General features: G+C 62.7%; 24 protein-coding genes and 2 tRNA genes. 11 read left to right on the forward strand and 15 right to left on the reverse strand.

The window, feature by feature from the left end:
• The 5 genes from PXK01_RS18075 to PXK01_RS18095 form a co-directional block, all read right to left on the reverse strand.
• Positions 1-73, reverse strand: a tRNA-Arg gene (locus tag PXK01_RS18075).
• Positions 74-162: 89 nt separating this feature from the next.
• A tRNA-Arg gene (locus PXK01_RS18080) sits at positions 163-239 on the reverse strand.
• Positions 240-293: 54 nt separating this feature from the next.
• A complete protein-coding gene (locus PXK01_RS18085) occupies positions 294-1,715 on the reverse strand; it encodes a sensor histidine kinase (protein WP_274861165.1) in 1,422 nt (473 codons plus the stop codon).
• 15 nt (positions 1,716-1,730) lie between these two features.
• A complete protein-coding gene (locus tag PXK01_RS18090; RefSeq protein ID WP_274861166.1) occupies positions 1,731-3,149 on the reverse strand; it encodes a dihydrolipoyl dehydrogenase family protein in 1,419 nt (472 codons plus the stop codon).
• A gap of 2 nt (positions 3,150-3,151) precedes the next feature.
• Positions 3,152-3,910 carry a TVP38/TMEM64 family protein gene (locus tag PXK01_RS18095; RefSeq protein ID WP_274861167.1) on the reverse strand — a complete coding sequence of 253 codons (759 nt, stop codon included), beginning with the start codon at positions 3,908-3,910 and terminating at the stop codon, positions 3,152-3,154.
• A 345-nt stretch (positions 3,911-4,255) separates the two neighbouring features.
• Here PXK01_RS18095 and rpmH point away from each other — a divergent pair, with 345 nt between their 5' ends.
• The 3 genes from rpmH to yidD are packed head-to-tail and all read left to right on the forward strand — an operon-like array spanning position 4,256 to position 5,144.
• The gene (gene rpmH / locus PXK01_RS18100) at positions 4,256-4,390 is read left to right on the forward strand and encodes a 50S ribosomal protein L34 (protein ID WP_008554144.1); all 135 of its coding nucleotides are present in this window, start codon (positions 4,256-4,258) and stop codon (positions 4,388-4,390) included.
• 28 nt (positions 4,391-4,418) lie between these two features.
• Entirely contained in the window at positions 4,419-4,844 is a 426-nt protein-coding gene (rnpA, locus tag PXK01_RS18105; protein ID WP_274849464.1) for a ribonuclease P protein component, read from the forward strand.
• 51 nt (positions 4,845-4,895) lie between these two features.
• Complete coding sequence (gene yidD / locus PXK01_RS18110) at positions 4,896-5,144, forward strand: membrane protein insertion efficiency factor YidD (protein WP_274849463.1); 249 nt, start codon at positions 4,896-4,898, stop codon at positions 5,142-5,144.
• Positions 5,145-5,169: 25 nt separating this feature from the next.
• Here the strand turns inward: yidD and PXK01_RS18115 are convergent, their stop codons facing one another.
• Complete coding sequence (locus PXK01_RS18115; RefSeq protein WP_274849462.1) at positions 5,170-6,123, reverse strand: alpha/beta fold hydrolase; 954 nt, start codon at positions 6,121-6,123, stop codon at positions 5,170-5,172.
• 120 nt (positions 6,124-6,243) lie between these two features.
• On the opposite strand from PXK01_RS18115, the gene ttcA reads away from it, so the two are divergent.
• The 5 genes from ttcA (at position 6,244) to yihA (ending at position 12,088) form a co-directional block, all read left to right on the forward strand.
• Positions 6,244-7,131 carry a tRNA 2-thiocytidine(32) synthetase TtcA gene (gene ttcA / locus PXK01_RS18120; RefSeq protein WP_274849461.1) on the forward strand — a complete coding sequence of 296 codons (888 nt, stop codon included), beginning with the start codon at positions 6,244-6,246 and terminating at the stop codon, positions 7,129-7,131.
• Positions 7,132-7,197: 66 nt separating this feature from the next.
• The gene (locus tag PXK01_RS18125; RefSeq protein ID WP_274861169.1) at positions 7,198-8,742 is read left to right on the forward strand and encodes a putative bifunctional diguanylate cyclase/phosphodiesterase; all 1,545 of its coding nucleotides are present in this window, start codon (positions 7,198-7,200) and stop codon (positions 8,740-8,742) included.
• Between the two features lie 135 nt (positions 8,743-8,877).
• Positions 8,878-10,689 (forward strand): membrane protein insertase YidC, encoded by a 1,812-nt coding sequence (gene yidC / locus PXK01_RS18130; RefSeq protein ID WP_274861170.1) that lies wholly within the window; start codon positions 8,878-8,880, stop codon positions 10,687-10,689.
• Positions 10,686-11,438: an MOSC domain-containing protein gene (locus PXK01_RS18135; protein ID WP_274861171.1), complete on the forward strand. Its 753-nt coding sequence runs from the start codon at positions 10,686-10,688 to the stop codon at positions 11,436-11,438. Before yidC ends, PXK01_RS18135 begins: the two co-directional genes overlap by 4 nt.
• Complete coding sequence (gene yihA, locus PXK01_RS18140) at positions 11,438-12,088, forward strand: ribosome biogenesis GTP-binding protein YihA/YsxC (RefSeq protein ID WP_274861172.1); 651 nt, start codon at positions 11,438-11,440, stop codon at positions 12,086-12,088. Before PXK01_RS18135 ends, yihA begins: the two co-directional genes overlap by 1 nt.
• Before the next feature lie 15 nt (positions 12,089-12,103).
• Here yihA and PXK01_RS18145 read toward each other — a convergent pair whose 3' ends face one another.
• Positions 12,104-12,832: an SDR family NAD(P)-dependent oxidoreductase gene (locus PXK01_RS18145; protein WP_274849456.1), complete on the reverse strand. Its 729-nt coding sequence runs from the start codon at positions 12,830-12,832 to the stop codon at positions 12,104-12,106.
• A 123-nt stretch (positions 12,833-12,955) separates the two neighbouring features.
• Here PXK01_RS18145 and argB point away from each other — a divergent pair, with 123 nt between their 5' ends.
• The 3 genes from argB to PXK01_RS18160 all read left to right on the forward strand — a co-directional run bounded on the left by argB (position 12,956) and on the right by PXK01_RS18160 (position 15,094).
• The gene (gene argB / locus PXK01_RS18150; protein ID WP_274849455.1) at positions 12,956-13,816 is read left to right on the forward strand and encodes an acetylglutamate kinase; all 861 of its coding nucleotides are present in this window, start codon (positions 12,956-12,958) and stop codon (positions 13,814-13,816) included.
• A gap of 109 nt (positions 13,817-13,925) precedes the next feature.
• Positions 13,926-14,600, forward strand: a complete 675-nt coding sequence (locus PXK01_RS18155) for a ferredoxin (protein ID WP_274861173.1) — start codon at positions 13,926-13,928, stop codon at positions 14,598-14,600.
• Positions 14,597-15,094 carry a SixA phosphatase family protein gene (locus PXK01_RS18160; protein ID WP_274849453.1) on the forward strand — a complete coding sequence of 166 codons (498 nt, stop codon included), beginning with the start codon at positions 14,597-14,599 and terminating at the stop codon, positions 15,092-15,094. The genes PXK01_RS18155 and PXK01_RS18160 overlap by 4 nt, the downstream gene beginning before the upstream one ends.
• Before the next feature lie 70 nt (positions 15,095-15,164).
• Here the strand turns inward: PXK01_RS18160 and PXK01_RS18165 are convergent, their stop codons facing one another.
• From PXK01_RS18165 to crcB, 8 genes are all read right to left on the reverse strand, one after another.
• Complete coding sequence (locus PXK01_RS18165; RefSeq protein WP_446728391.1) at positions 15,165-15,914, reverse strand: amino acid ABC transporter ATP-binding protein; 750 nt, start codon at positions 15,912-15,914, stop codon at positions 15,165-15,167.
• Positions 15,915-15,944: 30 nt separating this feature from the next.
• Complete coding sequence (locus PXK01_RS18170; protein ID WP_274849451.1) at positions 15,945-17,243, reverse strand: amino acid ABC transporter permease; 1,299 nt, start codon at positions 17,241-17,243, stop codon at positions 15,945-15,947.
• Positions 17,244-17,246: 3 nt separating this feature from the next.
• Entirely contained in the window at positions 17,247-18,479 is a 1,233-nt protein-coding gene (locus PXK01_RS18175; RefSeq protein WP_274849450.1) for an amino acid ABC transporter permease, read from the reverse strand.
• Between the two features lie 125 nt (positions 18,480-18,604).
• Positions 18,605-19,621, reverse strand: coding sequence for an amino acid ABC transporter substrate-binding protein (locus PXK01_RS18180; protein ID WP_274849449.1), 1,017 nt, complete (start codon positions 19,619-19,621; stop codon positions 18,605-18,607).
• Positions 19,622-19,846: 225 nt separating this feature from the next.
• Positions 19,847-20,554 (reverse strand): ATP12 family chaperone protein, encoded by a 708-nt coding sequence (locus PXK01_RS18185; RefSeq protein WP_274849448.1) that lies wholly within the window; start codon positions 20,552-20,554, stop codon positions 19,847-19,849.
• A gap of 4 nt (positions 20,555-20,558) precedes the next feature.
• A complete protein-coding gene (locus PXK01_RS18190; RefSeq protein ID WP_274849447.1) occupies positions 20,559-21,227 on the reverse strand; it encodes an HAD-IA family hydrolase in 669 nt (222 codons plus the stop codon).
• Complete coding sequence (locus PXK01_RS18195; protein ID WP_274849446.1) at positions 21,224-22,270, reverse strand: RluA family pseudouridine synthase; 1,047 nt, start codon at positions 22,268-22,270, stop codon at positions 21,224-21,226. Before PXK01_RS18195 ends, PXK01_RS18190 begins: the two co-directional genes overlap by 4 nt.
• Positions 22,267-22,647 carry a fluoride efflux transporter CrcB gene (gene crcB, locus PXK01_RS18200; RefSeq protein ID WP_274861175.1) on the reverse strand — a complete coding sequence of 127 codons (381 nt, stop codon included), beginning with the start codon at positions 22,645-22,647 and terminating at the stop codon, positions 22,267-22,269. Before crcB ends, PXK01_RS18195 begins: the two co-directional genes overlap by 4 nt.
• Positions 22,648-22,733 lie beyond the last annotated feature (86 nt).

A 22,733-nucleotide genomic window follows, 5' to 3' on the forward strand; every position in this document is an offset into this window, starting at 1 on the left:
GGACCGAGGAGGATTCGAACCCCCGACCCCTTGATTCGTAGTCAAGTACTCTATCCAGCTGAGCTATCGGTCCACTGCTGCGGGATTAAGGCTCCCGGCGTGGCCTGCATTTCGCGTGCCACCTGGCCTATCCGAACCTGCCGCGACCGGCGGTTCGTGTAGTGGCGGACCGAGGAGGATTCGAACCCCCGACCCCTTGATTCGTAGTCAAGTACTCTATCCAGCTGAGCTATCGGTCCACTGGAGGCGGGGTTTAATCCTACCCGGTGAGACGCGCAACCCCAAAAACGAATTTAGTTCACAGCCGCCCGGCGCGGTGAAGAAGTTCCCATATAGGTGCCGTCACCTTTTGGCAGGCAGATCTCGAAAACCGTGCCCGACGGCCCGGTTTGCCGCATGTAGACCGCACCGCCATGGCCGCGCGCCAGCTCCTGGGCAATGGCAAGGCCAAGGCCGCTGCCCCCCTTGCGCGCCCCGCCCTGAAAGGGCGTAAAGAGATTGTCCTGCGCCTTCTTGGGCAGGCCCGGCCCGGTATCCTCGATTCGGATCAGCCAGGATTCCTCCTCGTCGCGCGCGGTGATGGTGATCAGCCCCGGCTTACCGGTGGCCGCAATGGCCTGGCGCGCGTTGCGAACCAGGTTCATCACGATCCGGAACAGCTGCTCGTGATCGGCACGCACCATCATGTCGCTTGGAACCGCAGCCGCGATTTCAACCTCGGTTCCACTGGCGGCCAGTGTTTCACTTTCGGCCACATCGCTCGCGATTTCATGCAGAGCCACCCTGGAAAAGGTCGGCGCCGGTTCTTCGGCGCGGCCAAAGGCAAGGGTGCCCTCGCACAAGGACACCGCGCGGGTGATCGAGTTCACCAGCTTGGGCGCCAGCCTGCGCACCAGGGGATCCTCGCTGGTTTCAATGCGGTCGGTGAACAACTGCGCCGAAGTCAGGATATTGCGCAGATCGTGGCTGACCTTGGCCACGGCGCCCCCAAGCTGCGCCAGCCGTTCCTTTTGCTTCAGCGCATGAGTCAATTCGGTCTGCAGCTGCATCAGCGCCTCTTCGGCCTCGCGCAGCTCGGTCACGCCGGCATTGGGCTGGATGATACCACGGGCATCCTCGGGCGCGGCTGCATAGCGCTGCATATAGCCCACGACCCCCTTGATCGGGCGCACCAGGAACACCCGCACCGCCATGAACAAGAGCAGCGCCGTGAAGACCGAGATCACCGCCGACAGCACCAGGATGCGCAGGCCATAATCGATCATCGCCGCGCGCAAGGGGGCCGTCTCCATGGTGATCTCGATCAGCAACCCCGCCTCGCGCACCGGCGCGCCGATCACACGGATGATGCGGTTGCCCGGTGTCACCATGCGTTTCATCGCATCGGCAATCAGGGTAAACGGCCCCGCCATGCGCAGATCGAAGGTGGCCTCGATGGGCTGCGGAATCGGGGAAGACAGCACCAGCTGCCGCATTTCATCCCGGCGCAGAACCACGTTGAAGACCCCGGCATTCTCCAGCAGCTCGGCCTCCAATTCCGTCTCCAGCATATCGTCGGCCAGTAGCGCAAGCGAGGCGATCTGCGCCCGCTCCAGCCGGTCCGCCAGGTAATCGAGGCGGAAACGGGAGACGGAGGGCACAAAGATCATGACTTCGGCCAGCATCACGAAAATCGTGGTCAGAACCAGGAATCTGCCCGACAGCGTATTCAGCATTGCGCCCCTTTCGGACTAGGGGATCCAGCGTTGCACGAACCGGACCACGCGTTCAACCTTGGGATTATCAAATAGACGGGGAGAGAAATAGGCACCGGCCGCCCGTTTGTTAACCTCTCCGATCGTCGGATAGGGCGGGACCATCGCCGCGACCTGGCTCATCTTCATCCTATTGGCCAGAACCAGGGACCAAAGATTGATCAGCTCCCCCGCTTGATGGCCCACGATTGTCACCCCGACAGGGCGCCCCTTGAGCACCATCACCTTGATGAACCCCTTGGCCTTGCGCTCGGCCAGGGCGCGGTCGTTGTGGCTGAAATCGAACCGCGTGACCTCAAGCCGTTCGCCATGTTGCGCGCGCGCTTCGGCCTCGCTCAGGCCGACCTGTGCCAGTTCCGGATCGGTATAGGTGGCGCGGGGGATATGGGCGGTCCTGGCCTTTGACGGTAGGCCAAACAGGCTGGAGCGGATAATCACCCCGGCATGATAGCCCGCCACATGGGTGAACTGCAGCCCGCCCGCCACATCGCCAATGGCATAGACCCTGCGATTGGTGGTGCGCAGGCTGTCATCGACCTTGATGCCGGTCTTGGTCCGGTCGATCCCGGCCTTCGTGAGATCCAAGCGTTCTACGTTGGCCTTGCGCCCGACCGCGACCAGAAGATGCGTCCCCTTGAAGAGGCGCCCATCCCTGGTTTCCACCTCAAGCGCACCCGCCTGCCCGCGCACCTCGGCGGCAAGGGCCTGCTCGGCAATCTCGACACCTTCGCCGCGCAGATGATCCAGCACGACCTTGGCGGCTTCGGGATCATCCCGGCCCAGCGCGGCGCCGCCTTCAATCACGGTGACCTTGCAGCCGAGCCGCACATGGGCCTGCGCCATCTCCATGCCGATGGGACCACCGCCAATGATCAGCAGATGATCCGGGCGCTCGCGCAGGTCGAACAGGGTTTCGTTTGTCTCATAAGGCACCTGATCGAGGCCGGGAATCGGCGGCACCAGCGGCGCGGATCCCGTTGCGATCACCACCCTCCGCGCTTTGATAACATGGTCGCCCGCTTCCACTTCGCGCGGAGAGATGAACCGGCCGAATTCCCGGATCACCCGCACGCCGAAGCCCTCGAACCGCTCCTGGCTGTCCACCGGAGCAATGGTTTCGATGACGTCGCGCACGTGATCTTTGGCGGCCGCGTAGTCCACCTGCGGCAGCTGATCGGCAACTCCAAAGGCGCTGGACTGCGCCTGACCATAGGCCGCCTTACCACTGGCCAAGAGCGCCTTGGAGGGCACGCAGCCATAGTTCAGGCAATCGCCACCCATCTTGTGCCCTTCCAGCAGGACCACATCAGCCCCCATCTGGCTGGCCCCGGCGGCGACGGACAGCCCCCCGGACCCGGCGCCGATCACCAGAAGATCACATGTGATACGGCTCATGATCAGGCCTCCGGCGTGTTGCGAGGCGGTTTGCCGCGCAGGGATTTCACGATGATCGGCATGGCGGCCAGCACGCAGAGGCCCAAAATCGGGCCGATCACATGCGGCTCCCACAGCAGCGACAGGTCCGGGTCTTCGCCGCGATCAAAGACCGCGCCGACGCCGACGCCGATCCAGGTAAAGACGATGGCGCCCGGAATGATCCCCACCGCAGTGGTCCACAGGAAGTTGCCGAACTTCACCCCCACCATGGCGGGCAGCAGATTCGCCACGAAGAACGGCACCGCAGGCACCAACCGCAACAGCAACAGCACTTCGACCTCGTTCTGGCGCAGCGCGTTCTTCAGCATCTGCACCCGGCCTTCGGCGGCCTCGAACCGGGCCGAGAGCATCTCTCCCAATCCCCAGCGCGCCGCCAGGAAGATCCCAGCCGCTCCGATGGTGGCCGAGACGACATTCAGCGCGGTGCCCGTGGCGAGACCAAAGAGGAAGCCCCCGGTCACCGAGGCAACCGCGGCCCCCGGCAGCGAGAAGACGACCATCACGATGTAGATGACGGCAAAGGCTGCAGCGAGGCCCAGCAAGTTCTGATCACGGAACCCCAGCAGCGCCTCGCGATTGTCGCGCAGCGTGTCAAAGGTCACATAGTCTTTCAGCGTCGCCGCACCGATGACGGCAACGATGACCACAAGGATCAGGGGCAAATGCCGGGCCAGGCCGGTCTTCTGCACGCCGGTTTGTGGATCATTGTCGTTGCTCATGGCCTTGCCCTTGTTGTCTCGTCTCGTTTCATAGGGCCAATATGGCGCCTGTGCACGTCCGAGGCATAGCAGTTCACGCCCGCTTGATCACCGGGCATCGTTTTTGTGAGGTTTTCCGCCATTGGCGCCGCTGTTCTGAAATATTCTGTGCCACCGCCGCCCGGCGCGGGCTATGCCCGGAGGCTTTTTTGACATAAATATTGCAATCGGGTGCGAAAAGCCGCGAAAAACCCGGCCAATGGGTTTGACTTGCCGCCCGATCCCTCCTAAAGACCGGGCTTCGAGATTTGACCCCGGCAGGCGATTCCGCGCCGCGCCCGATGACATGATGTGGAGACCGGAGCGATGAAACGCACCTATCAGCCTTCGAACCTGGTTCGCAAACGCCGCCACGGCTTCCGTGCGCGCATGGCCACCAAAGCAGGCCGCAAGATCCTGAACGCACGCCGCGCACGCGGTCGCAAAGAGCTGAGCGCATAATAGCGCCACACAAGCTCGCGTTGACGGAATGACACCGCCGAAGGCCCCCAATGTTGGTTCTGCCGACAAGAGGGATATGCCTTCGGCGGTTTCCGTTTGCCCGGATCAATCCGGCTCCCTCCCCGACATCAAGGTTCTGACCAAGCGCCGCGACTTCCTTGCGGCCGCCCGCGCACGCCGCCAGGGCAGCAAGGGCATGATGGTGCAGGGCAGCAATCGCCGTGATGAAGGCGGGATTCGCGTCGGCTTCACCTGTTCCAAGAAGGTCGGAAATGCGGTCGCCCGCAACCGTGCCAAACGCCGCCTGCGCGAAGTGGCCCGGATGGTGCTGCCCACCCATGGCCGCCCCGGCTGGGACTACGTGCTGATCGGCCGCGCCGAAGATACCGCCCAGCGCCCGTTCGAAGAGCTGAAACGTGATCTGATCTACGCGCTGCGGAAAATTCACGGCTAAGCGGCGCCGCGCGGGCTTTTGCTCTGCCAGCGCCACACCTATCTAAGCGTCATGTCGCCCTTTGCCCGCCTCCTTGCCCTGCCCGTGCGCGCCTATCGGCTGCTGTTCAGCCCCTGGGTTGGGCACAACTGCCGTTATCAGCCCACCTGTTCGGCCTATGCGCTGGAAGCGCTGGAAAAACACGGCGCCATCAAGGGCGGCTGGCTGACGCTGCGCCGAATCGGGCGATGCCACCCCTTGGGCGGCGATGGCTATGACCCGGTGCCGGGCAGTGATCCCGAGCACGACAGCAAGACCTGATACGCAGCACCAGTCCGCCATCTCCTTACCACAGCGCCAAACCTCCCGAGGTGGTGGGCGCGCGGGTCGGGATCACATGCCGGTCCAGCTTGCCCAACAAGGTATGATAGAGATCCTCGTAGAACCGAGGGCTGTCGAAATGCCAGCGATGGGCAATGCCCGGATCCTCTCCGAAATCGTCGCGGTTCACCTTGTAATACTCGCCACAATAAAGGTTCACGGCCTTGTCCGGCGTATCCTCGGGAAGCCCCACCCGCCCCAGACGTCGGGACAGGCCCACGCGTTTGACCTCGGAAATCGACAGCACATCGTCGAACGGGCTGAAATAGCTGGTGATCCTGACGGATCTGCGGAACAGGGACGAGGTCGACGGGCTGCCCGTTTTCATCGATTTCTGCGAGATATCGGCCGCCACCATCGCGACCTGGCTGACAATCCAGGCGTTCTGCGCCGTGGCGTGATCGTCATCGGCATAGTCAAACGCCTCCCGCAACAGGAAGCAGCCCATCGAATGGGCCAGCGCATGGATGTTGTAGGCGCAATCGGGCCGCTGCAGTCGCGACAGCGGCCTGATCCCATGGGTGAACAACTTGTCCGCTGCAAGGCGCGCATCGCGGCGGTCCGAGCAATAGCCCAGGACCGATCCGTCGCTCGGCCAATCATAGCTGATCAATGTCCCTTGAAACCCATGCGCTTCCAGCCCGGCCCGGATTTTCCGGTGACGCTCCAGCATGTCGAATTGATCGGTATTGAACCCGTGTACGAAGACGACGATATGCCCCTTTTCAACCAGCTCCCCCGCGTCGTTGCGGATGGCCCCCGCACTCTCCTGCACCGCAGCCATCCAGGCTGCGGACCTGATCTCGTGATCGCGATGCAGCTTGTCTGCACCCGCAGGCACCGCCAGATATTTGACGCCGCCAAGGGCATTTGAATAGGCATCGCCATTGCGTCCGCGCACCGAAAGCAAATAATCCATCAATCATTCTCCCTGAAAATGCGCATAGGGTAGCACAATTTTAACGTGCGGCCGAGCCTGCGGTGCACTCACGCTTGCTTTTTCCTTGGCAAAACCACCTTCACAGGCTAGGGGGCCATCATGCTGGACACTGATCTTGACGAAATCCACCCGCTGTTTGCCGGTGCCCCATCCACCACCGAGTTCAAGAAGCTGCGCAAGCGCATCGTGCGCTACGCGCGCGAGGCGATTGACCAATACGGTATGGTGGAGCGTCGCGCCGATGGCAGCACACCGCGCTGGCTGGTCTGCCTGTCGGGCGGCAAGGACAGCTACACGCTGCTGGCGGTTCTTTACGAGCTGAAGTGGCGCGGGCTGTTGCCGGTGGACCTTCTGGCCTGCAACCTGGATCAGGGCCAGCCGGGGTTTCCGGCAACCGTGCTGCCGGAATTCCTGGAAAAGATGGGGGTACCGCACCGGATCGAATACCAGGACACCTACAGTATCGTCGTCGACAAAGTGCCGCAGGGGCGCACCTATTGTGCGCTCTGTTCCCGTCTGCGACGCGGCAACCTCTACCGGATTGCCCGCGAGGAAGGCTGCTCGGCTGTGGTACTGGGACACCACCGCGACGACATTCTGGAAACCTTTTTCATGAACCTGTTCCACGGCGGCCGCCTCGCGACCATGCCGCCCAAGCTGGTCAATGAAGAGGGAGATCTCTTCGTGTTTCGCCCGCTTGCCCATGTGGCCGAAGCCGATTGTGAAAAGTTCGCGAAAGCAATGAATTACCCGATCATTCCCTGCGATCTTTGCGGCAGCCAGGATGGCCTGCAGCGCCAGCAGGTGAAACAGATCCTCGACCAGTGGGAATCAAACAGCCCCGGTCGCCGTCAGGTGATGTTCCGGGCGCTGATGAATGCCCGCCCCTCCCACCTTCTGGACCCGAAGCTGTTCGATTTTGCGGGGTTGGACCTGAAAAACCCCCGTGAAACCGCAGAATCCGACGAAATTCCCTTGCTGCGTTAACTCCGCGGTCAGAAGCAGCCCCTAATCTCAGCCTGCACACCCGTGCTGAAGGTGAAAGGTCTGCTCATGCCCAATATCCACTCAGGTCTGCTGGCCCGTATGCGGAGAAAGATTGCACCGGCGCTGTTTACGCCTCCCGTGCTGGCCTTTCTCCCTGCGTTGACGCTTGCGACCTTCTGGCTTGGCGGTGAAGCGGCCCTGCTCTGGGTTGCCTTGGGTCTTCCGGTCCTGTTTGCCGCACTTGGTGGCTTTGATCGCTCCCGCAGCCTCGGCACGCCCCGCGACAGCATCACCGGCATGATCCTGCGCGAAGGCTTTGAACATGAGGTCTCCCAGGTGTTCGAGGACACCGCCGATACCGGGTTGCGCTCGGTTCTCTACCTGGTCGAAATCGACGATTTCAAGGATCTGGTGGATCGCTACGGCCAGGAAGCCGGGGATCAGATCATTCAGCGCTGCGGTGATCGCATTGCCAGCACCCTGCGCAACAAGGACACCGTGGCGCGGATCGGCGACAGCAAGTTCGGGATCTGCCTGACACCGGTGTTGCAGCTTGATCTGGAATCCTGCGTGCAGCTGTCCGGCCGCATGCAATCCGCCGTGGAAGAGCCGATTTCGCTCGACGGCACCTCTGTCTACGTGTCCTGCTCCATCGGCTTCTGCCTGCGCAGCCGCGCCCCCGGTGCCAAACCTGCAGATTGGACCGCTGCCGCCGCAACCGCGCTGGCCGATGCACAGCAGAACGGTCCTTCGGGTATCCGGGTCTATTCGGCCGATATCTATCACCGCAACAAGGCGCGCTGCAATCTGCGCGACGAGGCGGCAGAGGCCCTGGAAAGCGGCCAGATCGTGCCCTGGTTCCAGCCGCAGATCTCGACCGATACCGGCCGCGTGTCGGGGTTCGAGGCGCTGGCCCGCTGGATGCACCCGGTACGCGGGCTGATCCCGCCGAACAGCTTCATGCCTGCGCTGGAAGAAGCCGGGCTGATGGAGCGGCTGAGCCAGGTCATGCTGTTTCACTCGCTGACCGCGATCAAGGCCTGGGATGCGGCGGGCGTCGAAGTCCCCTCGGTTGGCGTGAACTTTGCCACCCAAGAACTGCGCAACCCCGGTCTCGCCGACAATATCCGCTGGGAGCTCGAGCGATTTGACCTTGCCCCCGACCGCCTGTCGGTGGAGGTACTGGAAACCGTGATGACCGACCAGCCCGACGATGTGGTGACCCGCAATATCGCCGCGCTCAGCGCCATGGGATGCCGCATCGAACTGGACGACTTTGGCACCGGCCATGCCTCGATCTCGGCAGTGCGGCGCTTCAATATCTCGCGGATCAAGATCGACCGTTCCTTCGTGATGAAATCGGACCGCGACCCCGAACAGCAAAAGCTGATCGCAGCGATCCTGACCATGGCCGAGCGGCTGGAGCTGGAAACCCTGGCCGAAGGTGTAGAGACCGTGGGCGAACATGCGCTCCTGTCGCAACTGGGTTGCGATCACGTTCAGGGCTTCGGGATCGGGCGACCGATGCCCTTTGAGCAGACCCTGGACTGGATCACCGCGCATCAGGCAAAACTGCAGGACGCCCCGGTGATCGGACGCCAAAACCCCTGATCCACAGGAAATCTGGGTGAATCCCCGCGTCGGCGGCGCTATGACGCCGCCGATTTTCCCGATTCCACTTGACCTTTGGGGTCCACCCCTGTTGAACCACACCCTGTCATTCCATGCACGAGGTGGCGGTCCCCAATGGACGATCAGAACAAGAATCTCATTCTCGCAACAGCGCTCAGCTTCCTGGTGATTCTGGGTTGGTACAGTTTCTTCCCGCCGCCCGAGCCGGAGCAGACGCCGGAACCGGTCGCAACTGAGACCGCGCCCGCCAGCGCTGCCGCCCCCGCGGCAGGTATCGCGCAAGGCGACAACACCGTCCCCGCGCAGGCGAGCGAAGAGGCCACGGCCCCACGTGCCGCACGCCTTGCGATCGACACCCCCCGCCTGGCCGGCAGCATTTCGCTCCAGGGTGGGCGCATCGACGACCTGGCGCTGAAGGACTACCGGGTCTCGCTGGAAGAGAATGCGGATATCGTTCACATCCTGTCCCCCGTGGGGGAACCGGAAGCCTTCTATGCGCTTTACGGCTGGGCACCGGGCACCGGGCTTGGCTTTGATGACGTGCCGGGCGCCAATACCATCTGGTCTGCAGATGAGGGCCAGACCCTGACGCCGGACAGCCCCGTCACCCTGACCTGGGACAACGGCAAGGGCCTGACCTTCGCCCGGACCATTTCGGTGGATGAGGATTACCTGTTTTCCGTCACCCAGTCGGTTCAGAACGCCAGCGGCGCCACCGTGGCGCTTGCCCCCTATGGAACGCTGGCGCGCCATGGCGAACCGTCCAGTCTGAAGAACTTCTTCATCCTGCATGAAGGCGTCGTCGGCATGGCCGATGGCGAGCTGGCCGAGATCGACTATGACGACATGGTGGATTTCGAGCCCGATCCCCGCGACGGATCCCGTGCGCAGATCAAGCAGATCGAAACCAACGGCTGGATCGGCTTCACCGACCACTACTGGATGTCGACGCTGGTGCCCGCACCCGGTCAGGGCTTCCGCTCCATCGCAAAATATGACGAGCGCCGCGAGATCTACCAGACCGACATCGTGCTGCCGACGCAGACGCTGGCCGATGGTCAGTCCGCCGAAGTCACCACCATGCTGTTCTCCGGCGCCAAGGAATGGGCCACCATCCGCGGCTACCAGAAGGACGGGATCGAAGGCTTCCTGGACAGCATCGACTGGGGCTGGTTCTTCTTCCTGACCAAACCGATCTTTGCGGTTCTGCACTGGCTCAACGCGATGATCGGCAACATGGGCTGGGCCATCATCGGCCTGACCATCTTCATCAAGATCCTCGTCTTCCCGCTGGCCTATAAATCCTACGCCTCGATGGCGAAGATGAAGGAACTGCAGCCGGAGATGGAGAAACTGAAGGAGCGTGCAGGCGACGACCGCCAGAAGCTTCAGAAGGAGATGATGGAGCTTTACAAGAAGGAGAAGGTCAACCCCGCCGCGGGCTGTCTGCCGATCCTGATCCAGATCCCGATCTTCTTCTCGCTCTACAAGGTGATCTTCGTCACGCTGGAGCTGCGTCACGCGGCCTTCTTCGGTCCGTTCCAGGATCTGAGCGCGCCGGACCCGACCTCTTTCATGAACCTCTTTGGCCTGCTGCCCCTGTCTGGCCCCGAGCCGGGCAGCCTGCTGGCAACCGTCTTCATCGGCATCCTGCCGATCCTCTTGGGGGTCTCCATGTGGCTGCAGCAAAAGCTGAACCCCGCGCCCACCGATCCGACGCAAAAGATGATCTTTGCCTGGATGCCTTGGGTCTTCATGTTCATGCTGGGCGGTTTTGCCTCCGGTCTGGTGGTCTACTGGATCGCGAACAACACCATCACCTTTACCCAGCAGTATCTGATCATGCGCAGCCACGGCTATAAGCCCGACGTTTTTGGCAACATCAAATCAAGCCTGAAGCGTGGCCCAAAAGCGGATGAGAAATGACGCAGACCGTCACTGAAATCTGGCGCCACCCGATCAAATCACATGGACGGGAGGCGCTGGAGAGCGTCAAGCTGACCGCCGGGCAGACCATGCCCGGCGATCGCGTTTGGGCGGTAGCCCATGAGGCGTCATCGGCCGATGGCTCCGAATGGGTGCCCTGCTCGAACTTCAGTCGCGTCGCCAAGGCCCCGCAATTGATGGCCATCACAGCGCAGTATGATGCGGATGCAGGTACGGTGTCCTTGAGCTACCCAGAGCGTGGCGCGCTGTCGTTCAATCCCGATGCGCCCGAAGACCTGCCCCGTTTCCTGGACTGGGTGCGCCCGCTGATGCCCGAGGATCGTGCAGCCTCGGCCCGGATCCTGCGTGTGCCGGGGCGCGGCATGACGGATACCGATTTTCCCTCGGTGACCTTATGCAACCTCGCCTCCCACCGCGCGGTGGAGGCCGCGATGGGGCAGGATCTGTCCCCCTTGCGCTGGCGCGGCAATATCTGGTTCGATCTGGGCGAGGCCTGGTCCGAACACGACTGGCTGGGCCGCGAGGTGCAGATCGGCGATGCGGTTTTCGCGGTACGCGAGCGCACGCGGCGCTGCCTGGCAACGACGGCGAACCCGAATACGGGCCTGCGTGACGCCGACACATTGAAGACCCTGAACGGCGCCTTTGGCCATCAGGATTTCTCGGTCTATGCAGAGGTCGTGCGGGGCGGTGATATCCGTCTTGGCGATCCGGTAAAGGTGCTCTGATGCAAATGCAATTTCCCCTGGCCGAGGCGCCGGATGATCTGTCCTCCGAAAAGGGCCGCAAGCTCTTTGCCGGGCAATCGGAATTCCTGAAAGGCGTTGTCGCCATGTCCGGCCTGCCCGATCCTGACCGGGTCGAGGTCTGTTTTGCCGGTCGCTCCAACGTGGGCAAATCGAGCCTGATCAACGCGCTGACCGGCACCAAGGGGCTTGCGCGCGCCTCCAACACGCCGGGGCGGACGCAGGAGATCAACTTTTTCACCCAAGGGCCCGACCTCTACCTCGTGGACCTTCCCGGCTATGGCTATGCCAATGCGCCCCTCGCGGTGGTGGAGAAATGGCAGAAGCTGCTGAAGCGCTACCTCAGCGGTCGCCAGACCCTGCGCCGCGCCTTTGTGCTGATCGACAGCCGCCATGGCATCAAGAAGGTCGATGAAGAGATCATGGCGCTTCTGGACAGCGCCGCGGTGACCTTCCAATGCGTGATGACCAAGGCGGACAAGGTCAAGGCCAAGGATCTCGACAAGGTGCTGGATCAGGTGCGCGGCGCGCTCTCGAAGCACCCCGCAGCCTACCCGGAAATCGTCCTCACCTCCTCGGAGAAGGGCGACGGGATCGCCACCTTGCGGTCTATCATCGCGGGTATCGACTAAAGCGGTCGGCGCCCGTCAGACATGCTGGGCGCCATTCACCTCGATCTCGGCCCCCGAGATATAGGAACTGCCCCCTGAGCACAGGAAGTAGATCGCGGCCGCGACCTCTTCCGGCTGGCCCAGGCGCTGCATCGGCAGCTTTTCCACGATCTGCTCGGTACCCGGTGACAGGATCGCCGTTTCCACCTCGCCCGGCGCGATGGCATTGACACGCACCCCCAGCGGGCCGAAGTCATGGGCCATTTCCCGCGTCAGCGCCGCCAGGGCCGCCTTGGAGGTGGCATAGGCCGCGCCTGCAAAGGGATGCACCCGGCTGCCCGCGATCGAGGTCACGTTGACCACCGAACCCTTGGCGGCGGCCAGCTCATCCTTCAGCCCGCGCGCCAGCACCACCGAAGCAAAGAAGTTCACATGGAACACCTTGCCCCAGGTCATCAGATCCGTGTCCAGCGTGTTCAGCCGCTCGCCGTTCGGCCCCTTGGGCGAAATTCCCGCATTGTTGACCAGCGCATCGAGACGCCCGTTCAGGCGCTCCTGGATCACCCCCACCGCGTTGATGGTGTCACTGGGATCCGACAGATCCAGTTGCACATGGTTTTCCTCCCCGCCGCCCCAGGGGCATTCGCGCGGAAAGGGCTGGCGTGAGCAGGTGATGACCCGCCAGCCTTCGGCATTAAAATGGCGCACGGTGGCATGACCAATGCCACGGCTGGCTCCGGTGAGCAAAAGCGTCTTCTGGCCCATGGGCTGTGTTCCGACCTGATGGAATGGATGCTGCGACCCTATCATTCCCATCCCTCGCTGCAACGGCACACTTGGCAGAAGGCGCAGAACCGCGTAACACGCTTTGCCAAAGGGATCCCAGCAATGAAGAAACAAGATATGAACCGCGATTGGATTGCCACCGCCGAGACTTTGTCCAGCGCCCTGCCCTATATGCAGCGCTACGACGATGCCATCGTCGTCATCAAGCTGGGCGGTCACGCCATGGGCAGCGACGAGGCGATGGAGACCTTTGCCCGCGATGTGGTGCTGCTGCGCCAGGTCGGGGTAAACCCGGTGATCGTGCATGGTGGCGGCCCGATGATCAACGCGATGCTGGAGAAGCTGCAGATCCAGTCGGAGTTCGTGAACGGCAAGCGTGTGACCGATAAGGCCACCATGGACGTGGTGGAGATGGTGCTGTCCGGCCTGGTGAACAAGCGCATCGTGCAGGCGATCAACGCGCAAGGCGGCATGGCCGTGGGCCTGTCGGGCAAGGATGCCAACCTGATCACCTGCGAGGTCACCAACCCGGACCTCGGCTTTGTCGGAACCCCGGTCGAGATGAACCCGACGGTGCTGCGTCATCTCTTTGAAAAAGAGATCATCCCCGTGATTGCCCCCATCGGCGCTGGCCGCGACGGGGAGACCTTCAATATCAATGGCGACACTGCCGCCGGGGCGGTTGCCGAATCGCTCAATGCCGACCGCCTGTTGCTTCTGACCGATGTCTCGGGCGTGAAAAACGCCGATGGAGAGGTGGTGACCGAACTCAAGGCCGCCGATGTCGAGGCGATGACCCAATCGGGCGTGATCGCGGGTGGGATGATCCCCAAGACGGAAACCGCCCTGTCGGCGGTGCGCAACGGGGTGCGGGCCTGTACCATCGTCGATGGGCGGGTGCCCAATGCGGTGCTGCTGGAGCTGTTCACCGATCACGGTGCAGGATCGATGATCCGCGCCTGAGCCAAGCCGAAATGGCGACTGACCAGAAATGCCGCCCCCCGGGGCGGTTTTTCTTTTGCCGGATCCCAAGGCGGCGCTAGGCTAAAACACCTGCAAGCAAGGACAGGCGATGACGGCTTCCCCCCGGTTCCAGGACATACTGAGCGCCGCACAGGACGCGGATCTGGACGTTTTGGGCACCGTGCATCCAGGGCGCGTACGGGTTCAGGGGCTGGCGGGTGGCACGCTGATCCTGCTGGGCCTCAAGGGAACGCCCACATGGCGCCGCATCGCCGCTGCGCCGGAATTCGCGGACAGCGCCCCCGATCCGCTGGACCGCTGGTCCCGCCGCGTGGTTGACGGGCTTGCGCGCCGGTTTGACGCCGAGGCGCACTACCCCTTTGGCGGGCCACCCTATGCGCCATTCGTGAACTGGGCGCTGGCCTCGGGGCGGGCCTTCACATCCCCGTCGCAAATGATGGTCCATGATACGGTTGGCATGCTGATCTCATATCGCGGAGCGCTCCATTTGCGGCAGGACATTGAAACGCCAACGCCGAGCTTGCGACGGTCTCCCTGCGAGAGCTGTGCGCAGAGGCCCTGCCTGAGCGCCTGCCCGGCACACGCATTGATTGACGGAGGCCCCTATGACCTGTCAGCCTGCCACAGTCACCTGGCGGCCCCGGACGGGGTCCCTTGCCTTTCAAACGGCTGCCTTGCCCGGCTTGCCTGCCCCCTCAGCCGGGGCGCAGAGCGCGATCCTGCACAGTCAGCCCATCACATGAGCTATTTCCATATCACATGACCTGCACCTTGATCCTGACCCGTCACGCCAAATCCGCCTGGGATACCAGCGCCCCCAGCGATCACGCCCGCCCGCTGAACAAGCGCGGGCGCGCCTCGGCCAAGGCGCTGGGAGACTGGCTGGGGGATATCGACCAGGTGCCGCAGCAGGTGCTGTCCTCCTCGTCGCAGCGGACGCGGGAAACCTATGAGCTGATGGATCTGCAGGCCCCGGCCGTCTTTACCGAGCGGCTGTATCACGCCAGCTCGGACATCATCTTTCAGGTCCTGCGCGAGGCGACACACCCCAAGACGATGATCCTGAGCCACAATCCCGGCATCGCCGCCTTTGCCCATGCCATCGTGAACCATCCCCCCGACCATTCGCGCTTTGACGACTACCCAACCGGCGCCACCCTGATTGCGCGCTTTGACATCGACAGCTGGGCGGATCTGACCTGGAGCAGCGGCAAGGTGGTGGAGTTCACCGTCCCGCGCGAACTTTTGGGCGCTTGATCCCCGACACAACGAAAAGACCCGCCGGATGATACCGGCGGGCCATTACTCTTCTCAGTGATCCCGGGCGTCAGTGGCCGAGGATCTGGCTCAGGAACAGCTGGGTCCGCTCGCTCTGCGGGTTGTTGAAGAAGGCCTCAGGCTCGTTCTGTTCGACGATCTGGCCCGCATCCATGAAGATCACCCGGTTCGCCACCTGGCGGGCAAAGCCCATCTCATGGGTCACGCAGAGCATGGTCATACCCTCTTCGGCCAGTTCGATCATGGTGTCGAGCACCTCCTTGATCATCTCGGGGTCGAGCGCCGATGTGGGTTCATCGAACAGCATGATGCGCGGCATCATGCACAGGCTGCGCGCGATGGCCACACGCTGCTGCTGACCGCCCGACAGCTGACCGGGGTACTTGTTGGCCTGATCCGGGATCTTGACCTTCTCAAGGAAGTGCATCGCGCGTTCTTCGGCTTCCTTCTTGGGCGTCTTGCGCACCCAGATCGGCGCCAGCGTGCAGTTCTCCAGGATGGTCAGATGCGGGAACAGGTTGAAGTGCTGGAAGCACATGCCAACCTCGGAGCGGATCTTGTCGACATTCTTCAGATCCGACGACAACAGCGTCCCATCCACGGTGATCGTGCCCTGCTGGTGTTCCTCCAGCGCGTTGATGCAGCGGATCAGCGTCGATTTACCCGAACCGGAGGGGCCGCAGATCACGATCCGCTCGCCCTGGTAGACGGTCAGGTTGATGTCGCGCAGCACGTGAAAGGAGCCGTACCACTTGTTCATTCCGTCGATGGTGATCGCAACCTCGTCGGATACTTGCATTTGTGAAGTGCCAGTCATGTCTTGGCCTCCTTATCGATGATCGGTCGCAAGGCGGCGTTCCAGCCATTGCGAGTATTGAGAGATGCCGTAGCAGACGATGAAGAACAGGAAGGCCGCAAAGCCCAGGAGTTCCCAGTAGACGCCGTTCCATTCGGTCGAAGCCAGGATCGGCCCGCGGATCATGCCCACAAGGTCGAACATCGAGATGACCGAAACCAGCGTGGTGTCCTTGAACAGGCCCACGGCCACGTTCACGATACCGGGGATCGAGATCTTCAACGCCTGCGGTAGGATGATCAGGCGCATCGCCTGCGGGTAATCCAGACCCAGCGAATCCGCCGCCTCGTACTGCCCCTTGGGCAGGGCTGCCAGACCACCCCGGATCACCTCGGCGATATAGGCCGCCGAGAAGAGGGTGATCATGATCACCACCCGCAGGAACAGGTCCACGGTGGCATCAGGCGGGAAGAAATAGGCCAGCATCACCGAGGCCACGAACAGCAGCGTAATCAGCGGCACGCCCCGCACGAACTCGATGAAGACCACGCAGATCCACTTGATCAGCGGCATGTCGGACTGTCGGCCCAGCGCCAGGGCAATGCCCAGCGGCAGGGACAGGGACACACAGGTCACCCCCAGCATCAGGTTCAGCATAAAGCCGCCCAGATCCCGCGAGGGCACGGCCTGCAGCATGGCATTGTCCGAAGCGCCTTCCGGGATCAGCATCCCGCCCAGCGTCCAGACGATCAATGCCGTCGCAATGCCTCCGAAGAACCCCAGGGCAAAGGATCCGCGACCATAGATCTGGAACACCGCGCCAGCGGCCACGAAACCCACGAGGGCAACGATCGGCGCCATGATGGTGCCGCCCCAAATCAGCCAGAAGGCGATGAAGGGGTAAAGGCCGGTGAAGATCAACAGCTTGCGCGGCAGGTCGAAGAACAGCACCGGCGCGGCGGCGACCAGCAGAAGCACCAGCGCCAGGTTCGGGCGCCAGTATTGATCAGCGGGGTATTTGAACCCGTAAAGCAGCTGATGCCAGCGTTCGGTCAAGACCGAGAAACAGGCGCCGACCCTGCCATCCAGCACCTCGCGGCATTCGTTCAGCGAGGAGGTCGTCCAGACGCCGTTCACCAGCCAGGGCACGGTTTTCTGCAACAGCAGATAGATCACTGCCAGCGCCACCAGGGTCAGAACCCCGTTGGGAACGCTGGAGAACAGGTTGTCCCGCACCCACTTGACCACACCGGCCTGGCTGGCCGGGGGCGGTGCGGGCGGAATGGTGCCCTTGGCGACAAAGGCAATCGGATTGGTTGTCTTGTCACTCATGGCTCAGCGCTCCTTCAGCTTCACGGAGGCGTTGTAGACGTTCATCACCATCGAGATGACCAGCGATGCGGTCAGGTAGAACAGCATCAGCAAGAGCACGCATTCAATCGCGCGACCGGTCTGGTTCAGGGTGATGCCGCCCAGGGTCGCGGTGATATCCGCATAGCCCACGGCAATCGCCAGCGAGGAGTTCTTGGTGATGTTGAGATACTGCGAGATCAGCGGCGGGATGATCACCCGCAGCGCCTGCGGCAGCACCACCAGGTTCATGATCCGGCCCGGACGCAGGCCCAGCGCGGCCGCGGCCTCGGTCTGACCTTTTGAGATCGCCTGGATACCGGCCCGCACGTTCTCCGCGATGAAGGCACCGGTGTAGATCGACAGCGCAAACCACAGGGCGATCAGCGGCCCGCCGATCTTGATGCCGCCCTGGAAGTTGAAACCCTTCAGCGCGGGCACTTCCCAGGACAGGCCCATGATGACCATCAACAGCAGGAACGGCACCAGCCAGACGCCCAGCACCATGAACAGGGTCTTGGGGCGGACACCGGTCTCTTCCTGCTTGTGGCTCGCCCAGGCCTCGATCTTGCGGGTGGCCACGAAGGAGCCCACCAGAACCGCCAGAACCAGCAGCCAGTTCAGGGCGGCGGATGCAAAGATGCCGCTCTCGAACCAGGGCATCGGGATGTAGACACCCCGGTTGGTAAAGGCAAAGAGATCCAGCACCATGGTCGAGGCGGGGTCATCGCCGCGGAAGGCCCGCGGACCCGGCAGCGCCGCCGTCATGATGGTGAAGATGATGATGATCCAGATCAGCACCGGGATGTTGCGGAAGATCTCCACGTAGACGGCCATCAGCTTGGAGACCAGCCAGTTGTTGGAGAGCCGCAGAACACCGGCGATCACCCCGAATATGGTGGCGGTGATACAGGCCAGGAAGGCGACCAGAAGCGTGTTCAGGATACCGACAAGTGCTGCACGCCCGTGGCTGTCCTGGTTGTCATATTCGACAAGGCGCTGGTTGATATCGTAGCCAGCCGGATTGCCGAGAAAGTCATAAGAGATATTGAGACCTGCCGCACGCAGGTTCTGGATCAGGTTGTTGCCCAGATACCAAATCGACAAGGCTAGCAGGAGCGCGGCAATGGCCTGGAAGGTCAACGAGCGATAGCGGGTATCGTTGACCAACATGGACAGCCGAAACTGCTCCTGTGGAGGGTCGGAAAGAGTTGACATGTAAAGAGATCCCCGAGGCAGCGGATTTCATCCCGGCGGGGTTCTTCCCCGCTCCGCAAGATCCGAAGCTTTAAGATGGTTAGGAAAAGGGCGCGGGGTGATCCCGCGCCCTCTCCTTGATGTGTTTAGCGGAAGGGCGGCGAGTACAGCAGGCCACCTTCGGTCCACTGTGCGTTCAGGCCGCGTGCCAGACCGATCGGAGTGTCTTCGCCGATGTTCTTGGCAAAGACTTCGCCGTAGTTGCCGCCGCTGGCGATTGCGTTTTTCGCCCAGTCAGCCGACAGACCCAGCATTTCGCCCAGGGTGCCTTCGGTACCCAGCAGGCGGTTGATTTCCGGGTTGTTGGTGCCTGCGGACATTTCCGCCAGGTTGGCAGAGGTCACGCCCAGTTCTTCGGCGGTGATCAGCGCGTTCAGAGTCCAGCGCACAACGTCACCCCACTCGTGGTCGCCGTGACGGACCAGCGGGCCGAGCGGCTCTTTCGAGATGATCTCGGGCAGCAGCACGTGGCCTGCCGGATCGTCGAAGGTGGCGCGGGTTGCTGCCAGGCCGGAGGCGTCGGTGGTGTAGACGTCACAGGCGCCAGCCAGGTACTGCTGCTGCGCTTCGGCGTTGGTTTCGATCGGAACCGGCTCGTAGGAGATGTTGTTGGAGCGGAAGAAGTCCGCCAGGTTCAGCTCGGTGGTGGTGCCGGTCTGGATACAAACGGTAGCGCCGTCCAGTTCCTTGGCCGAAGACACACCCAGGTCCTTGGGAACCATGAAGCCCTGACCGTCGTAGTAGTTGACGCCGGTGAATTCAAACTTCAGGTCAACATCGCGCGAGAAGGTCCAGGTGGTGTTGCGCGCCAGCATGTCGATCTCGCCCGAGGCCAGAGCCGTGAAGCGGGTCTTACCGGTGGTCGGCACGAATTCAACAGCGGTCGAATCGCCCAGAACGGCCGCAGCAACGGCACGGCAGACGGCGACGTCAAAACCTTCCCATTCCCCGTTCGCATTCGGAGCAGCAAAACCGACCAGGCCGGTGGTGACGCCGCAGTTCAGTTTGCCGCGGGCTTTCACGTCGTCCAGCGTGCCGGCAGCAGCTGCGCCAGCTGCGATGCCAGCAACGGTCAGCGCGCCCAAAAATACGGATTTGTTCATTTTTACCTCTTCCTGATGTTCCGCCTATTGTGGCGGTTTTATTACCGGCAGCGATTGCACCGGAATAGCGTGACCTAGGGAAAACTCCTAAATCGTAAGGGATTTTGGGCGGATTCATAAACAAACGTCAAGGGCACGATCACCAAATTCGATGGACGCATAGCGAACACGCGGGACGATTGGTAAAATTTTTCGCTTTCCGGCAGGCTGCGGCGGTTTTTCGTCTCAAGATGAAAACACGTAGAACTGCTGAGCATGCATGAAGGCAGCGCGCTTCACCTCGGACGATTCCCGGGCTTCCTCATCGACGCCCCACTGCTCTTCCTGCCAGCGCTCATCCAGGCGCGACATCTGCCAGATATCGGCCGCATCACGCCACCCATGGGCCGCCGCAAATCCCAGGATCAAGGATCCGGACATGCAAACGAGATCGTGAAAAGCCGCCATCTGAAAAGGGGTTAGCCCGTGAACACGGCTCCGCAACCCAGCCAGCACCTGCGGATCCTGAGGCGCATGCAGGATACCGCTGCGCAGCTGCAACCGTGCGCCCAGCACCTCATCCGCCCAGTCCAGAGCGGGATCCCATTCCTGCGCTTGCCGGGTCACCAGTTCCTTGGGGCTGTCGGCCCGATAGCACAGCAGATCCGCATCGCCGTAATCCGCCAGCATATCGGCGACTTCGCTGTGCTGATGTGTCACCTTGTCAATTGCCGCATTGGCAGAGCGCGTGAACGGCATGGTCCCGGGATCAACTGATTCGGTCTGTGCCTCCCACTCTGCCGCCACCGCTTCGGCCATCTGCCGGGAGGGCACCACCAGGGCCGCCTTTGCCGGGGTCCGCACGCGCCGCCCGTCCAGCTCCACCGTATAGCCGTCGTCGAGTTCAGCGACAGTGGTTGTCTTCCAGAACCGTTTCGGTGCCCATTCGCTCATACCGTCATACCTTCCAGATCTGTTGCAGCAGCGGGGCCAGTTCCGAGAAACTGCCAATCCTGTGATCCGCCGCCAGCCGTTCCGCCGGGTGATAGCCCCACTCCACGGCAATTGTGGTCACGCCCGCAGCCCGCCCCATGTCCATGTCAAAGCTGGTGTCACCGATCATCACCGCATGCTGCGGCTCCACCCCGGTTTCAGCCAGCGCCGTTAGCACCATCGAGGGATGCGGCTTGGAGGGGTGATGATCCGCCACCTGGCGGGTCACGAAACAGTCCAACCCATGCGCCGCAATCAGCGCATCCAGCCCGCGCTGGGATTTCCCTGTGGCCACGCCCAGCAGGTAGTCCGGCACCGCATGAAGCGCCTCCAGCGCCTCCCGGGCTCCGGGAAACAGCGGCGAATGCCCGGCACCGGACTGTTCACGCGCGGATTTATAGGCCTGTTTATAGCCTTCAACCAGCGCCGCCTGAACCCCAGCGCCCGCCTGCGGAGCCAGCTCTGCCATCGCCTGCGGCAAGGACAGGCCCACGATCGACAGGATCGCCGCGCGGGAGGGCAAGGGCAGCTCCACGCCCGCAAATGCTGCGGCCATGGCGCCGGTTATGGCGCCCTGACTGTCCGCCAGGGTGCCATCCACATCAAAAAGCACCAGCCGCAGGGGCGCGCTCATAGCAGCCCCTCGAAGGGATCCTCCGCCGCCAGATCCTCGGTCCAGCCGAAGGTCTCCCAGCTGTCCTTCATGTGATCGGGCAGATCGGCGGTCACCGAAATCGTCTTCTTCGTCGTGGGGTGTTCGAACGCCATGCGGCGGCAATGCAGGTGCAGCTTCTTGCTGATGATGCCGCCCAGCTGGGCACCCCAACCATCGCCGAGGTTCTCCTGCCCCGAGCCACCGTATTTGCCATCGCCCACGATGGGATGGCCGATCTCTGCCATATGCGCGCGCAGCTGGTGGGTACGGCCGGTGACCGGCTCCATCGCCACCCAGGAGGCACGCCCCGCCACCCGGTACAGCGTCGCATAAAGCGTATGCGCGCGTTTGGCGCCGGGGGTGCTGTCGATCTCGGAGGGGTGAATGGCGATCATCTTCTCGCCTTCGCCGCTGCGGCCATGGCCGCCTGCCTTCACCAGGCCCGCCTTGATCTCTCCCAGGTAGGGGGTGGGCACGCCGGCGACCAGCGCCCAGTAGATCTTGCGGGTGTTGCGGTGGCGAAAGGCCGCCGTCAGCGCCTGCGCCGCTGCGCGGGTACGCGCCAGCACCAGCACGCCCGAGGTGTCCTTGTCCAGCCGGTGCACCAGGCGCGGTTTCTCGTCATAGTCAAAGCGCAGCGCCTCGGCCAATCCATCCACATGTTTCGTGGTACCGCTGCCGCCCTGCACCGCCAGCCCATGCGGCTTGTTCAGGACGATCACATCGTCGTCCTTGTAGATCACGCAAGAGCGAATCATCTTGGCATCCGCATCCGAGACGCGCCGCTTTTCCGGTTGCGGCGGCTGATGGTCGGCAGAGGGCAGCGGCGGCACCCGCACCGATTGCCCGACCTCGACCCGCGTGCTGGCCTTGACGCGGCCGCCATCAATGCGCAACTCGCCCTTACGGCACATCTTCTCGATCCGGCCCTGGCTCACATGCGGGAACAGGCGGCGCAGCCAGCGATCCACCCGCTGACCTGCGTCCTCTTCGGAAACGGTAATGGTCTGAACGCCGCTCATGCGAATACTCCTCTGGCGGCCATCAGGCCAAGAAACAGACCGCCGACAGACAGCCCCACAGACAGCAAAATATAGAGAGCCGCCTGTCCCACTGCACCCCGTTCGACGAGGTTCGCCGTCTCCAGCGAAAAGGCCGAGAAGGTGGTGAACCCGCCCAGCACGCCGGTCATCACGAAGGGGCTGAGATGGGTCAGCCCCTTATGCGCCGCAGCCGTCGCGAAGACCCCCATCAGGAAGGAGCCCACCACGTTCACGGTGATGATCGCGAGCGGAAACTCTCCATGCCCGAACAGGCGCACCACGCCCAGCCCGGCAAGATAGCGCAAGGCAGCGCCGATAGCCCCGCCAAGGGCAACGTATAAGACGGTTGGATACATGGGCGGTCTGTCGCGCGGCTGGCACGGGATGTCAAGTTTTCCACGTCCTGCCGCGTGCAGGGCCGTACTGCGCAGGAAACATGGCA

Source organism: Phaeobacter sp. PT47_59 (assembly GCF_028890025.1).
Lineage (GTDB): Bacteria > Pseudomonadota > Alphaproteobacteria > Rhodobacterales > Rhodobacteraceae > Phycobacter.